The organism is Paenibacillus sp. SAFN-054 (assembly GCF_051966755.1).
Classification (GTDB): Bacteria; Bacillota; Bacilli; order Paenibacillales; family Paenibacillaceae; genus Paenibacillus_AQ.
Map to the genome: position 1 here is coordinate 2,174,256 of NZ_JBQCKS010000001.1, position 13,756 is coordinate 2,188,011.

At 49.1% G+C, this 13,756-nt stretch carries 16 protein-coding genes and 3 tRNA genes; 7 read left to right on the top strand and 12 right to left on the bottom strand.

Annotated elements, in window-relative coordinates:
* The first annotated feature begins 60 nt into the window (after window positions 1-60).
* Both ACTHPM_RS09920 and ACTHPM_RS09925 read left to right on the top strand, forming a co-directional pair.
* The gene (locus ACTHPM_RS09920; RefSeq protein ID WP_440395004.1) at window positions 61-255 is read left to right on the top strand and encodes a hypothetical protein; all 195 of its coding nucleotides are present in this window, start codon (window positions 61-63) and stop codon (window positions 253-255) included.
* Window positions 256-441: 186 nt separating this feature from the next.
* Window positions 442-600: a hypothetical protein gene (locus ACTHPM_RS09925; RefSeq protein ID WP_440395005.1), complete on the top strand. Its 159-nt coding sequence runs from the start codon at window positions 442-444 to the stop codon at window positions 598-600.
* A gap of 86 nt (window positions 601-686) precedes the next feature.
* On the opposite strand, the gene ACTHPM_RS09930 is transcribed toward ACTHPM_RS09925, so the two are convergent.
* Complete coding sequence (locus ACTHPM_RS09930; RefSeq protein WP_440395006.1) at window positions 687-1,421, bottom strand: glycerophosphodiester phosphodiesterase; 735 nt, start codon at window positions 1,419-1,421, stop codon at window positions 687-689.
* Between the two features lie 175 nt (window positions 1,422-1,596).
* Here ACTHPM_RS09930 and ACTHPM_RS09935 point away from each other — a divergent pair, with 175 nt between their 5' ends.
* Window positions 1,597-1,758, top strand: coding sequence for a hypothetical protein (locus ACTHPM_RS09935; protein WP_440395007.1), 162 nt, complete (start codon window positions 1,597-1,599; stop codon window positions 1,756-1,758).
* Here ACTHPM_RS09935 and ACTHPM_RS09940 read toward each other — a convergent pair.
* Window positions 1,755-2,222: a general stress protein gene (locus ACTHPM_RS09940; RefSeq protein WP_440395008.1), complete on the bottom strand. Its 468-nt coding sequence runs from the start codon at window positions 2,220-2,222 to the stop codon at window positions 1,755-1,757. The genes ACTHPM_RS09935 and ACTHPM_RS09940 overlap by 4 nt on opposite strands.
* A gap of 110 nt (window positions 2,223-2,332) precedes the next feature.
* The gene (locus ACTHPM_RS09945; RefSeq protein ID WP_440395009.1) at window positions 2,333-2,449 is read right to left on the bottom strand and encodes a YjcZ family sporulation protein; all 117 of its coding nucleotides are present in this window, start codon (window positions 2,447-2,449) and stop codon (window positions 2,333-2,335) included.
* Between the two features lie 208 nt (window positions 2,450-2,657).
* On the opposite strand from ACTHPM_RS09945, the gene ACTHPM_RS09950 reads away from it, so the two are divergent.
* The 3 genes from ACTHPM_RS09950 to ACTHPM_RS09960 all read left to right on the top strand — a co-directional run bounded on the left by ACTHPM_RS09950 (window position 2,658) and on the right by ACTHPM_RS09960 (window position 7,137).
* Window positions 2,658-3,740, top strand: a complete 1,083-nt coding sequence (locus ACTHPM_RS09950; RefSeq protein ID WP_440395010.1) for an AI-2E family transporter — start codon at window positions 2,658-2,660, stop codon at window positions 3,738-3,740.
* 291 nt (window positions 3,741-4,031) lie between these two features.
* Window positions 4,032-5,732, top strand: coding sequence for a methyl-accepting chemotaxis protein (locus ACTHPM_RS09955; protein ID WP_440395011.1), 1,701 nt, complete (start codon window positions 4,032-4,034; stop codon window positions 5,730-5,732).
* 58 nt (window positions 5,733-5,790) lie between these two features.
* The gene (locus tag ACTHPM_RS09960; protein WP_440395012.1) at window positions 5,791-7,137 is read left to right on the top strand and encodes an ABC transporter substrate-binding protein; all 1,347 of its coding nucleotides are present in this window, start codon (window positions 5,791-5,793) and stop codon (window positions 7,135-7,137) included.
* A 46-nt stretch (window positions 7,138-7,183) separates the two neighbouring features.
* Here ACTHPM_RS09960 and ACTHPM_RS09965 read toward each other — a convergent pair whose 3' ends face one another.
* The 7 genes from ACTHPM_RS09965 to ACTHPM_RS09995 all read right to left on the bottom strand — a co-directional run bounded on the left by ACTHPM_RS09965 (window position 7,184) and on the right by ACTHPM_RS09995 (window position 11,162).
* On the bottom strand, window positions 7,184-7,861 hold the full coding sequence (locus ACTHPM_RS09965) for a uracil-DNA glycosylase (RefSeq protein WP_440395013.1): 678 nt from the start codon (window positions 7,859-7,861) through the stop codon (window positions 7,184-7,186).
* Between the two features lie 219 nt (window positions 7,862-8,080).
* Complete coding sequence (locus ACTHPM_RS09970; RefSeq protein ID WP_440395014.1) at window positions 8,081-8,731, bottom strand: YdhK family protein; 651 nt, start codon at window positions 8,729-8,731, stop codon at window positions 8,081-8,083.
* A 330-nt stretch (window positions 8,732-9,061) separates the two neighbouring features.
* Window positions 9,062-9,147, bottom strand: a tRNA-Leu gene (locus ACTHPM_RS09975).
* Between the two features lie 179 nt (window positions 9,148-9,326).
* Complete coding sequence (locus ACTHPM_RS09980) at window positions 9,327-10,463, bottom strand: zinc-dependent alcohol dehydrogenase (protein ID WP_440395015.1); 1,137 nt, start codon at window positions 10,461-10,463, stop codon at window positions 9,327-9,329.
* Between the two features lie 253 nt (window positions 10,464-10,716).
* Window positions 10,717-10,793: transfer RNA gene (locus ACTHPM_RS09985), tRNA-Ile, on the bottom strand.
* A 40-nt stretch (window positions 10,794-10,833) separates the two neighbouring features.
* Window positions 10,834-10,910: transfer RNA gene (locus ACTHPM_RS09990), tRNA-Met, on the bottom strand.
* A gap of 87 nt (window positions 10,911-10,997) precedes the next feature.
* Window positions 10,998-11,162, bottom strand: coding sequence for a hypothetical protein (locus ACTHPM_RS09995; protein WP_440395016.1), 165 nt, complete (start codon window positions 11,160-11,162; stop codon window positions 10,998-11,000).
* A gap of 258 nt (window positions 11,163-11,420) precedes the next feature.
* On the opposite strand from ACTHPM_RS09995, the gene ACTHPM_RS10000 reads away from it, so the two are divergent.
* On the top strand, window positions 11,421-12,287 hold the full coding sequence (locus ACTHPM_RS10000; RefSeq protein WP_440395017.1) for a YitT family protein: 867 nt from the start codon (window positions 11,421-11,423) through the stop codon (window positions 12,285-12,287).
* A 90-nt stretch (window positions 12,288-12,377) separates the two neighbouring features.
* Here the strand turns inward: ACTHPM_RS10000 and pyrE are convergent, their stop codons facing one another.
* Window positions 12,378-13,019 carry an orotate phosphoribosyltransferase gene (gene pyrE, locus ACTHPM_RS10005; RefSeq protein ID WP_440395018.1) on the bottom strand — a complete coding sequence of 214 codons (642 nt, stop codon included), beginning with the start codon at window positions 13,017-13,019 and terminating at the stop codon, window positions 12,378-12,380.
* The gene (gene pyrF / locus ACTHPM_RS10010; protein ID WP_440395019.1) at window positions 13,016-13,753 is read right to left on the bottom strand and encodes an orotidine-5'-phosphate decarboxylase; all 738 of its coding nucleotides are present in this window, start codon (window positions 13,751-13,753) and stop codon (window positions 13,016-13,018) included. Before pyrF ends, pyrE begins: the two co-directional genes overlap by 4 nt.
* Window positions 13,754-13,756: the final 3 nt, after the last annotated feature.

A 13,756-nucleotide genomic window follows, 5' to 3' on the forward strand; every position in this document is an offset into this window, starting at 1 on the left:
TTTCCCGTATGATAGAAATAGAAAATGATTCCAAAGTCTTTGATACAGGAGAATAGTCACATGGAAAAAGAAATTGAACTTGCCATCAAACGCGGCCATTATGTCTTCGTCAAAAGCTCGGACGGCAGCACGCTGACGGGCATTCCGGAGAAATCCAACGATCCGAATACATTAAAAATGCGCACCACCCTTGGCTCCTGCTGGATTCCGATGAATGAAGTGAGCCATGTTTCGCGCCTGATTCAAATTAAATAGTAACTGCCAAACCGCTGTATGCCAGCGGTTTTTTTCTTGCGGGAGATTAAGCCCGCTTGTCTTGATTCAAGCTGCAGCTTCCGGTTTATCGTTACATATAGCACAGCGAGAACACGATTGGCCTGCATAGAGGTCCAGATTTTGGACCAAGCTATATCAAACCGATGCAGAAAGGAATGGATTGCGATGGAGAAGCATGATAAGCAAGAGCATGAGAACAGATTTCCCGGCGTGGATCCGATTCCCGATCCGGACAGCGAAAATCCTTCGGCCACCAGCATGATCGAGGATGTGCTGAAGGAAGGCACAGAGCCAGCCCTGAAGCCCGAAGACAAGGACGAATAAGCTGGCCTTCCCGAAATATCAGTCCGAAGTACAAATAAACCGGTGCCTGTACAACCAGGCCCGGTTTATTGTTGTCAGAGAAGCTTTTAGACTTGGGCCGCCAGCAGTTCCGCCAGACGGTCCGGATAATCGGTAATGATGCCGTCCACGCCTGCCTCAAGCAGACGCTGCATTTCCTTGATGTCGTTTACGGTAAACGGATGATACGCCTTGCCCAAAGCTTTGGCGCCCTGCACAAATTCAGGCAGTACGGCAAAATGGTAGGCATGGAGCGCGTCAGCCTGCAGCGTTGCGGCATATTCCCATGGTTCGTAAAGGCCCTCCATGTACAGAATACCCGTACGAATTTCCGGAGCGATCTGTTTGCACAGATACAGCGAGTAATGATTAAAGCTGGAGATGACGACCCGGTCGGTCATCTGGAAAGCCCTCACGCGTTCAATGACCTTTTGCTCCAGGCCTTCATACAGAATGGTCCCGTTCTTCAGCTCGATATTGACGATCGTTCCGCTGTCCTTCACAAGCTCCAGCAGCTCATCCAGCGTCGGAATACGCTCCCCCTGAAAAGCAGGATCGAACTTGCTTCCCGCATCCAGTTCCTGAAGCTCCTGCAAGGAATAATCTTTGACCCAGCCGGTGCCGCTCGTCGTTCGGTCGAGCGTTTCGTCATGAATCAGGACCATCTGGCCTTCCTTCGTCAGCTGCACATCCGTCTCGATGCCTGTAGCCCCCTGCTCAAGCGCCTTTCTAAAAGCAGCCATCGTGTTCTCGGGACAAATTTTGGATGAACCCCTGTGAGCAAAATTAATGATGTTTCCCATACCTCTCGCCTCCTTTATGTACCACTCTCAAAAGCTAGTATATTCCTTTAATGTCATGGCCATGTGAACAGAAAAACAACGTCAATTAACGCTCTGTTAATCTTGCGCTCATTCTCTGTTTACAACTCTAGTTTATCATGTACTTAAGTCGAACTGAAGAAAGGCGGCAGGAAAAATGATCGTTTTTGATCTTATCATTCACGGGGAAGTCCAAGAAACCATTCGTCCGCTCACGCAACGTCTGCATGCCATGCTGGCCCAGGTTACCGAGGAAGCGCGGCGGCTTAGCCTGCTGCATGGAGTTCCAGTACAGGTAAACCGCCGGATCATTTACTAAATGGCTACCGCATGATGTTCCTCCAAAATAGCACGAATACCTCTGCTGTCCCTTCGCTCGCACACCATCAAAATAATGATATGGTCATCCATTAAGCAATCCTCGTATTTTTGCGCATCTTCTTCGGGGATGCCCAGTCCGATCAAACCTACAACCAATCCATCCGCCCCGGTACCGATCTCCGCTCCCGCCAGCTTCTTCGCAGCTGGTCCGATCACCCACACGATCTCCGATTGAAGCTCAATGCTCGTGATCATATCCTTGATCTCGCCGAACAGCCCCGAATTGCCGAGGCCGGCTTCCGGCTTCTTGAGCCCTGTATCGTGACTGATGATCGAGAGTTCCTTTTTATTCTTTCCCAGTACCGATACATCCTTTGTATCAAATCCCTTTTCTTTCAGCTGGTTAATGGCTAATGCAGCATCCTGTCTTGTCCGATAGACGCTTAAAATCATCTGTTTCATGTTGCTTCCTCCCTTTTCGCCAATGATCCCTATGTATTAGGTTTAAACCTTACGCGCCTTATAAAAAACACCCTGGCAGAAAACCGCCAGGATGGCCTTGGGATTCCTTATTAATAAATGATGGAGCGAGTAATAATGACCAACAGGATGAAGAGCACCAGAATTGCTCCTGTCGAACGGAATGGACTGCCATAACCGTAACCAGCACCGCCTACCAGTTCACTCATCGATATTCCCTCCTTCGCCCTGTACTCATCCATATTCTATGGCGTTCTCAAAGCAGTGGATTGGACGATAGAACCATTTTTGAGTCCTGAAGGGATATTTTCCTTTATCCCACAGCAGTCATGGTGAATCAGAGGCCCGCATATTGGTTAAAGGGGTATAGGCATATCTAAAGTTAACCGCCGTACATAGAAAGCTGAGGGGATTCGCTTGCTGCAGAACAGATATTTTCGTACATGCTTAGGCATTATTTTTGCGCTGTTGATTATTTACCTGGGCTCTAAAGTCAGTTTTATTTTCAATCCGATCATATTGCTGTTTAACATCATGATCATCCCGGTCATGCTTGCAGGATTCATGTATTACCTCCTTCGGCCCGTCGTGAACTTCCTGGCAAAGCACCGCTGGCCGCGCCCCATTTCGATTCTGTTGATTTACCTGGTCTTCGTCGGTCTGATTGTCCTGTTTTCCATTCTCGTATGGCCGACGCTGCGGGAGCAGCTGATCAATTTTGCAGATAATGCTCCTTTTTTCGTAGAGGATCTACAAAAGCAGTTCGAAAAGCTGCAGCAGAACCGCTTCGTCTCCAAAATGATTCCCAGCGAATCCGATCTGACGGCCAAGCTCAGCGGGTATCTCAATAAGCTGATTACCACTGTCACCAACTCGGTATCCAATTTCATATCGGTCATTTCGAACGTCGTCGTCATTATTGCGACCGTACCTATCGTGCTTTATTACATGCTGAAGGAAAGCAGCAAGCTGATTCCGATCCTGCTCCACCTGCTACCGCGCAAGTACCGCAAGGAAGGCCATGAAGCGCTCCGGGAAATTGATTCGGCGCTCAGCAATTTCATCGTAGGCCGCGTTCTGCTGAATATTATACTCGGTATTTTGATGTATATCGGCTTCCTAATTATCGGCCTGCCCTACTCGCTGCTGCTTGCGCTTATCTCCATCGTACTGAACTTGATACCATATGTTGGAGCAGTCATCGCTGCGGTCCCCGTCGTCATTGTGGGCTTTATCGATTCGCCTTCCACGGCCATCTGGTCGCTCGTCGTCATCGTCGTAGCGCAGCAGATACAGGATAACCTGCTTACGCCGATCATCTACGGCAAACAGCTGGATATCCATCCGCTTACGACCATCGTCCTGCTCCTTATCGGCGGCGACATTTCAGGCATCCTCGGCGTCATTCTGGCGATTCCCGTTTATATGGTCGCCAAAATCATCATCGTGCGTATTTACAACCTGTTCCTCTCCGAGAAAATGGATGACATGCTCGAATAATCATACATCTACAACAGAACTCAGGCTTAGGCTTGGGTTCTGTTTTTCTTTACTACATTAAATTTTTATTGACCAATTTTTAATATAATAGGTATAATAACCTAGTACTTTAGGTCTTATTTTCTTGTTATTCCATATTTTTTTTTGCGTGTTTAACTAAGAAACTAGTTCTTTACTCTTTCTAAGGAGGGATGAACAAAATTTTGGATTTATCCGTTTATGCAAGCTTTGTTTATCACCTGAAAGATTAAGATCCATCTGACATTACTTCATGGGGAAAGCAGGAGCATCATGAGAATATCTATTAGTGGCAAATTATTCGGAGGATTCGCTGCAGTTCTTATTTTTTTACTCGTCGTAGCCTCAACGAATTACTACTTTTCGTCCAATACCACCACGTCGTATACGAAGCTCTTGGATGAACGCGTTGAAACGGTAAAACGGATTAAAGATCTGAATATGACCATCGGCGACGAACAAGTGAGTGTGAACAATTATTTATTAACTGCCGGCCAAGCCGATTTACAGCTTTTTCAACAAGCAACAGACGAATTTTATAAAATAACCAGTAAATTAGAAAAACTGATTCACCTGGAGCAAGAACCCGATCAGTGGCAAACTCTGCAGGGACTCGTCCTTCTACAAGAAATGTACGTGACGAACGCGAAGCAGATGATTGATGCCAAGGCCCAGAATAAATCAGACCAGATGATGAAAATCAGCCTATCCATCGAACCGGTTATTCAAGCATTCAACGAGAACGCGGATCGGCTCGTGAATATACAGGAAAATTTATTGTCCAAAGAAAAACAGAACATTAACAGTCAGGCGAAGTCTACTCAGCGACTGTCGCTCATCGTTACAGGCATTGCCTTTCTTCTCGGCCTAGGCATTGCATACCTCATCAGCCGGTCCATATCCAGGCCGATCCTTATGCTAGCGGAGTCTTCTTCGAAAATTTCAGCCGGTGATTTGACGAACGAACCCATTCATATCAAAAACAAGGATGAGATTGGCGATCTCGCTAAGGCTTTTAACCACATGAGCGACAATCTGCGTCAAATCCTGGAGGAAGTTGGATTTCATGCGGAACACGTGGCCGCCTCCTCCGAAGAACTGACTTCCGGAGCAGAACAAACCAATCTGGCAACCCAGCACGTGTCAACGATTGCCGAGAAAGTAGCAGCCGGATCGGATAACCAACTGAAGGCAACTCAAAACAGCCTCATCTCCATTCAGGAAATCGATCAGACCGCAGGCGAAATAGCCACGAAAGCGCTCCATGTTTCTGAGCATGCCAAGCAGGCGACTCATACCGCAGGCGAAGGCGACGAGGCGATTCGGACCGCCATCAGCCAGATGACAGCCATTCAACAAACCGTTCAAGAGGTTTCGGAGATCGTACAACAGCTCGGGAAAAGCTCGGAACGCATCGAAGAAATCACCTCCTTCATTAGGGATATCGCAACCAAAACCAACTTGTTGTCCTTGAACGCCTCCATCGAGGCAGCCCGTGCAGGCGAGTCAGGCAGAGGCTTCGCGGTTGTTGCAACGGAGATTCGCAAGCTTGCGGAACAAACTTCCCATTCAGGCAAGGAAATTGCCCAGTATATCGCAGATATTCAGTCGGGGGCATCCATTACCGTAAAAAGGGTTACCGAAGGCGTCAAGGAAGTCGAGGCCGGCATGCAGGCCATCCACCAGGCGGGAGCTTCCTTCCAGGAGATTCACCATGCGGTCTATGATGTTACGATGCAAATCCAAGACGTATCGACGGCGTCCGAACACATGTCGGGCGAAACCAAGCAATTGGTTGCGAATTTCGAAACTGTTATCGAGATTTCCAAAGAGACATCCGAGGACACGCACAGCGTCTCTGCGTCCACCGAGCAGCAGCTTGCCACGATGCAGGAGATCGCCGGTTCGGCAGCCGCATTGTCTTCCATGTCGGAGGATTTGATGAGTCTGATCGGCAAATTTAAATTAAGATAACAGATGGTTCGTTTTCTATGGACAGCATAACTGCGAATTGTAAAGTGGAGGCCTGCAAATGAAACTTGTAAACAAACATATCATCCTTGTTCTATGTGCTGTTATTTTTATATTTCAACTGTCCGCCTGCTCTAAAGACAAGGATTCAGACGCCAGTTCCACCAAGGATCCGGTCGAGATAACCTGGTGGAACTTTCCAAACTATCAGACCTTGGATGGCGAAGAAGGCAAATATGAAAAAGAGATCATAGCCGCCTTCAATGACAAGAACCCGAATATCAAAGTGAATTTGAAAATGATCTCCTTCGATACCGGACCGCAAGACATTAATGTGGCGATCGCATCCAATCAGGCACCCGATGTCATTTATGACTCTCCGGGGCGGATTATCGACTGGGGTAAAAAGAAGCTTTTGGCTCCGCTCAATGATATGGTAACCGATGAAATAAAGAACGATATTGCTGCCGCCTTCTGGAAACAGTCTATGGTCGGGGACCAAATTTACATGTATCCGGTGAATACAGCCCCCTTCATGATGGGCGTGAATAAAACCATCTTTGAGCAGATGGGAATGCTCGATTTGCTACCTTTAGACAGACCGGATCGGACTTGGACTGTCGCTGAATACGAAAAGGCAGTACAGGCAGTAAAGGAAAACGCCCCTGGCATCGTACCGACCTCTTTCTTCGCGGTCAGCACAGCAGGTGACCAGGGTACACGCGCTTATTTAGCCAATATGGGCATTTCCAGGTTTTTGGACGAGGGGAACTCTAAAGTAGCCATTAATACCGAGGATGCAGGAAAAGCTCTGGACTGGATCGTCCAAGCTACTAAAGACAATCTTAGTATCGCCGATGCAGCGTCCCTAAGCGCAAATGATGTGAACAATTTATTTTTGGAAGGCAAATTAGCCTTTACATTGAATTACTCCCCGATCCTAAAGGCGCAGAACAAACCGAAGAAAAAGGTGCCGTTCGAAGATGTTTTGCTCCCATTTCCAACCAAGGATGGCTCCAAGCCGAAGCTTGAACCCTACCTGGGGGGATTAGCCATTTTTAATAACGGTAATTCACAAAAAATGGAAGCCTCCAAAAAATTTATCGATTTCGTAGCCAACGATCCTGTGTACGGCAAGAAAAATTTGATTCAAACCGGGGGACTTTCCGTCCGCTCTTCCATCTCCGGTTTGTATGATGATTCCGAGTATAAGTATGCTGACGTTGCCCGCCAGTTTATTACAGATCCGCCCACAACAGCAGATGGATATGGGGAAATTAGAAACCTGTGGTACCCTGAATTGCAGAAAGCCCTCTTGGGGAACGCCACGGGCAAAGAAGCGCTGGATTCATTCGCGGAAAAAGCAAATCTCGTCATCGCGAAAATAATGGCGCGTAAAGAGAAATAAACACCAAGAAACCCGGCAGCTCTGCCGGGTTTTCTATGCACTGTGGCTATATATTCGGTATCGCCCAGTCGATCGGCTCCATGCCGTGTTCCTTCAGGAACGTATTCGTTTGGGAAAACGGCTTGCTGCCAAAAAAACCACGGTGCGCCGACAGCGGGCTTGGATGCACGGATTCAAGCACAAGATGCTTGCTTCGGTCGATGAACGCGCCCTTCTTCTGCGCATGGCTTCCCCACAAAATAAAGACAGCAGGCTTGTCGCGCTCATCCAGCTTCTCGATTACCGCGTCCGTAAACCGCTCCCAGCCGAGGCCTTTGTGGGAATTCGCCTGTCCTTCGCGCACGGTTAGTACGGTATTCAGCAGCAGAACTCCCTGCTTCGCCCAGGGAACAAGGTAACCGTTATTGGGAATCGGTATCCCCAAATCACTGTGCAGCTCTTTGTAGATATTGCTTAGTGAAGGGGGAATTCTGACCCCCGGCAATACGGAGAAGCTCAGGCCGTGCGCCTGTCCAGGTCCATGATAGGGGTCCTGCCCTAAGATAACGACTTTCGTATGTTCGTAGGAAGTAAGCTTCAACGCCTGGAACAGGTTCTCCTTCGACGGGTAAACCGTATGTAATTTATACTCCTTGGCAAGCGCGTACCGCAGATCATTGAAGTAAGGCTTGGCCATCTCCTCCTCCAGCTGCTTGTCCCAATCATTCTCAAACATCTCTACCATTCTCCTCTCCGGTGTCCTCTCTACTATATTAACCTATCACCGAATGCCGACCCAAGCCTTTCATTGCAGGTTGAATATATTGGGAAAGATATCTGTTCCATGAGAAGCTGGTAGATCTGTTTAACGAATGCGTTAATGCCCTTAATGATAGAAAAAGAGCCTCCCCCCAAGGGAAGCTCTTCCTACACCGCTTATACTTGCCTGATCCGCATCGACAGCCTATTTGGCGGAAAGTTCGCTTTCGGTTACCCATTTATGGTTTTTGACAGGATCTCCTCCTGTCGTCGGCGTGTAATCGACCATATATACCGTTGTTGGCTCCGCCGACTCGATCGTTGCTTCCGCGCCCTTCATGCCTTTCATATGATCGGCTTCAAGAACCGCTTTGTCGCCTTTTACCAAAGGCTTGTCCCCAGCGTCCTTGATTTCTTCATGGATAACCCATTTATGCCCTTTGATCGGATCTCCACCCGTGGTCGGCGTGTACGTCACGACATAGGCGGTGGTGTCATAGGCACCTACAATCGTGGCCGTTGCCCCTTTCATGCCGGGCATATGATCCGTGCTCATTACGGCCTCACTTCCGACCGGGTAAGCCGGATTGTCGGCTTTCTTAAGTCCGGCGGGAACCTCGCCTGAACCGGAGTGGTTCATCCCGGATTCGTCCATTTGGTCATGATTCATATCGCCCATGCCTTGTTGGTCCCCATTCGAGCTGTCGCTAGCACTGCCATTCTGGGCCGTTTCTCCGTCTGCAGCGGTGCCCCCTGTTGGAACTCCGTTATCTTGAACCGTATCATTGCCGTCGTTCCCGCAGCCGCTCAAAACCAGCATCAGCGCAGTGCCCAGTACAACCAATTGTTTTTTCATATCCTATCACTCCTTGTTATGATCTTCCGTATATATAGTATACCCACTATGGGTATATTGCAAACCATTCAGGGGAAGAAAGCTGCTCATTTCATATAAAAAGAACCTGACGGTTTGAACGGAAAGGATCCGGTATGTACTGATCCGCTGAGATCTCATGTGATGTCCAAGCGTCACCAGAAGGCGTGGTACCGAAGTGGTTGCTACGGATATGACACACCTGTCCGGGCATCAATCTAAGGATGAAGTATGACCCCGATCTTGAGTTCAAGCCGTTTTCGAACAAAAAAGGGTTCCAGCTCTAACGAGCTGAAACCCTTTTTTTACTTATGCCGAGGACCGGGATCGAACCGGTACGGTAGTCACCTACCGCAGGATTTTAAGTCCTGTGCGTCTGCCAATTCCGCCACCCCGGCAAAACGCATTTTGATGAAGTGCGAAGATTTCGTTCGCACCGACGAATAAGAATATACCATGAATTTCATTTACCTGTCAACTGTTTTTCCATGGTCATTCTGTGCATTTTGTGAAAAAGCAGCCTAACCCTTCTAAGGGGTAGGCCGCTCCATGCGCTTGTGAGCCGAACTATTTACATCTACGGCTTCAGCACAACTTTGATGCACTGATCTTCTTTTTCATCGAAAATTTTGTAGGCATGCTCTGCATCATCAATCTTCAGGCGATGCGTGATGATATCGGTCGCGTCGATCTTGCCGGACTTCACCTGCTCGAACAGCTCCGGCATGAAATGGATTACAGGAGCCTGCCCCATTTTCAGCTGAACGTTCCGTTCAAACAAATGTCCCAGCGGGAACATGTTGTACTTAAGACCGTAGACCCCGATCAACTGGATCGTCCCGAATTTGCGTACGATTTTGGAAGCCATCTCTACCGCTCCCAGCGAGCCTCCCTGCAGCTTTAACGCTGTCTCCACGGACTCCATGGCCGATCGTTTGGCATCGAGCCCTACGCAGTCGATGACGACGTCTGCGCCGCCCTTCGTGATTTCAAGCATATACTTGTCAAAATCCTTGGTTGTCTCAAAGTTAAACGTCTCGACACGGTTCGTACGGCGGGCATGTTCCAGCCGGTAGTCCACATGGTCGACGGCAATGACTCTTGCTGCCCCTTTTTGCCAGGCGAACTTTTGCGTAAGCAGGCCTACCGGTCCACAGCCCAGAACAATGACCGTATCGCCGCGCTTGATGCCCGCGTTCTCTACGCCCCAATAGGCCGTCGGCAGAATATCCGACAGGAACAGGATTTGTTCATCTTCCAGCTCCACATCTTTAGGCACCACAAACGGCGCAAAATTTCCGTAAGGCACCCGCAGCAGTTCCGCTTGTCCTCCCATATATCCGCCATAGGACTCGGAGTACCCCAAATATCCCCCCGTGTTCTTAGCCTCATTGGCGTTGTCGCACTGGCTTTCCATCTGGTTTTTGCAGAAAAAACATTCGCCGCAAGCTACGTTAAACGGAATGATGACACGGTCTCCTTTTTTGACATGTGTCACTTCCGGCCCGACCTCTTCAACAATGCCCATCGGCTCATGCCCGATGATATAATCGTCATACATGCCCGGAATGAGGCCGTGATAAATGTGGAGATCCGAACCGCATATCGCCGTTGTGGTCACACGGATCAGGATATCGTCTTTTTTCTCGAGCTTCGCGTTCTCAACGTCCTTTACCTTCACCTTGTTATGTCCCTGATACGTAACAGCTTTCATCGTCATCCTCCTTAAACCAGTCCGTAGTGTATTCTCAGCGGATTTGATACATACAAGAAACGAAAACGGTCCGCATTGGGGAAAATAAACTATATTTCGCTCCGTGAAACAGGCCCGTCAAATGAACGAATAAAAGCCGTCACTTCAAGTGACGGCTGCTACGGACTAGAAATACATAAAACGCCCTCACCTCTGTCATTCGTCATGAAGAACAAATGAAACAAGTGAAGGCGCATCGAGATGCGAAGCGTTATGGTGGGCCCTGAGGGACTCGAACCCCCGACCAGTCGGTTATGAGCCGACCGCTCTAACCAACTGAGCTAAGGGCCCTGATCAAATGTATTATCGATCAAAGATAATGGCTGTAATTTGGTTGCGGGGGCAGGATTTGAACCTGCGGCCTTCGGGTTATGAGCCCGACGAGCTACCGGACTGCTCCACCCCGCGTCATTAGCCTGTCGTAAATAGCGACAAGAATTAATATACAGCATAACCATGCTCTACGTCAAGTATTGAATTATGGAATGTGCATGCCTACGGAATGAAGCGTACCCCATACCTTCCTTTGCAGGAACGGAATATTTCAACCAGGCGCGGATCATCGTAGCCGTAGATCCAGCCGTTTTGCTCCAGCCGTTTGGCGAGGCAGCCCGCCTGAAATTTTGTTTTATACAGCTTGCCGAAATAAACCCATTGCATGGTGTTGTCCCCTTTCAGGAAAGATAAATGGTGTCGATGGTTATTGTTGCCTGAATTGGTCCACCTCATGCATTTTGTAATCTTCTTTGAGATTATTCCGGAATTAATTTATAATATTAACTACATAAATTGAACTAAAGAAAATAACACTTCGCCTGTATTCCAGATGGAATCGTTGACAACTTAGCCAAGGGGGAAGCAAGAATAAACTTTAGTTCATTTTATATACATAAAAGTTTCTGGAAGCGAGGAATTTGAATGGCAAAAACACACAGGAAGCTCTCCCCTGTCGAATTACTGAAGAAATTTATCTTTATTACGGCCGGTGCGATCTTGATGGCTGTCGCGCTGGAGGTCTTTCTCGTACCGAACGAAATCATTGACGGGGGCATCACCGGTATTTCCATCGTATTATCCGAGGTTACGTCAATCCCGCTCGGGATCTTCCTCTTTATTATCAACCTTCCCTTTCTATTCCTGGGCTACAAACAGATCGGCAAAACGTTCGCCTTCTCCACCCTTTACGGCATTGTCGTCATGTCGGTTACGACGCAGCTTCTCCATCATGTCGATCCCTTTACGAGCGAGAAGATTCTTGCCGTGCTGTTCGGCGGACTGATTCTAGGCCTCGGCGTCGGCCTTGTTATCCGGTATGGCGGCTCCCTGGACGGGACTGAAATCGTGGCCATTCTGGTGTCCAAGAAAACCCGTGTTCCGGTCGGACAAATCATCATGATCATGAACGTATTCATTTTTATCATCGCTGGATTTGTATTTGGTTGGGATTCCGCGATGTACTCGATTTTTACGTACTATATGGCGTCCAAGGTTATGGACATCGTCGTGGAGGGACTCAACGAGTCCAAATCGGTTACCATTATCTCAGCCGAATATGAAGAGATTTCCCAAACGATCCAGGACCGGCTCGGACGCACGACCACCTTCATTTACGCGCGCGGCGGCTATTCCGGCGAAGATACCCAAATGATCTACTGCGTCGTTACCCGGCTTGAGCTGGCGAAGCTGAAATCGGTAGTTCATGAAATTGATCCAAAAGCATTCATCGCGATCGAACATGTATCCGACGTTCTTGGCGGTAATTTCGAAAAGAACGCAATTCACTGATCCTCATGCAAGCGGGCGGCAAGGATGTTCAAGCCACGATTGCAAAAGAAAAAGCAGCCCATATATGGGCTGCTTTTTGTTATATCTGCATTAGACTCCGAACGAGGATGGATCCTCGCGCCATGCTTTCAGTGCTGCCACGTCCTCTTCCTGAATGACGCCCTTCTCCAGAGCAACATCCATCAGTGCGCTGTAATTGGACAGCGTTTGAAGGGGAATCCCGGCATCACGGAAGGCCTGAACCGCTTTGTCCAGCTGGTAACTGAAGATCGCCAGCACGGCTTGGGCTTGGGCCCCCACTTGCTCAACCGCCTGCGCAGCCTTGATGGAACTGCCGCCGGTAGAGATCAGGTCCTCAATGACGATGACCTTTTGCCCCGGCTTGATCATGCCTTCGATCTGGTTTTCCTTGCCGTGTCCTTTCGCTTTGTCACGAATATAAGCCATAGGCAGGTTCAGCTTTTGCGCGACCCATGCGGCATGCGGGATGCCCGCCGTTGCCGTACCTGCGATCACTTCGGTATCCGGATACTCCTCGCGGATCACCGCCGCAAAAGATTCAGCAATATACTCGCGAATCTCGGGATAGGACATCGTCAAACGGTTATCGCAATAAATCGGGGATTTGATCCCCGACGTCCATGTAAAGGGCTGCTTCGGACGCAGCGCGACCGCTTCGATCTGCAGCAAATAAGCTGCGATCTTCCCTGGGATTTCTGCCAGTTTCGTCATGCGTTAAGCATCTCCTTTATGATTTGTTCGGCTGCTGTTCTCGGCTTCTCTGCACCGGTTATCGGCCGTCCGACGACAATATAACTGCTGCCCCCGCGGATTGCTTCTCCTGGGGTGAGAACGCGCTTCTGATCGCCCTGATCACCGCCTGCAGGCCGGATGCCAGGTGTCACAGTGACGAAATCATTGCCGCAAGCCTTGGTTATCAAGCCCGCTTCCTGCGCGGATGCCACAACCCCGTCAAGCCCTGCCGACTTGGTCAATTCCGCGTATCGGATGACCGCATCCTGCACGGTCCCGGGAATTCCGATTTCCCCGTTCAGGACCTCTTGTCCCGTGCTGGTCAGCTGCGTTACAGCGATGACAAGCGGTTTGTGCAGAGAGCTATCGGACGCCAGAGCCTTGTCCACGCCCTCCAGAGCAGCCATCATCATATCCTTGCCGCCGGCAGCATGAACATTAAACATGTCCACACCAAGACGGGTGATGCTTTCTGCTCCACCCTTCACCGTGTTGGGAATATCATGCATTTTCAGATCGAGGAACACTTGATAGCCGCGTGTTTTGAGTTCCCGCACAAAAGCCGGGCCTGCAGCATAGTACAGCTGCATGCCCACTTTCATGTAACACGGGATCCCTTCAAGCTCCTGGAGCAGTGCCTTCGCCTGTTCTGCATCCGGATAATCGAGGGCCACGATTAAGCGGCCCGCCATTTCCTTGTAGCGATCATTCATATG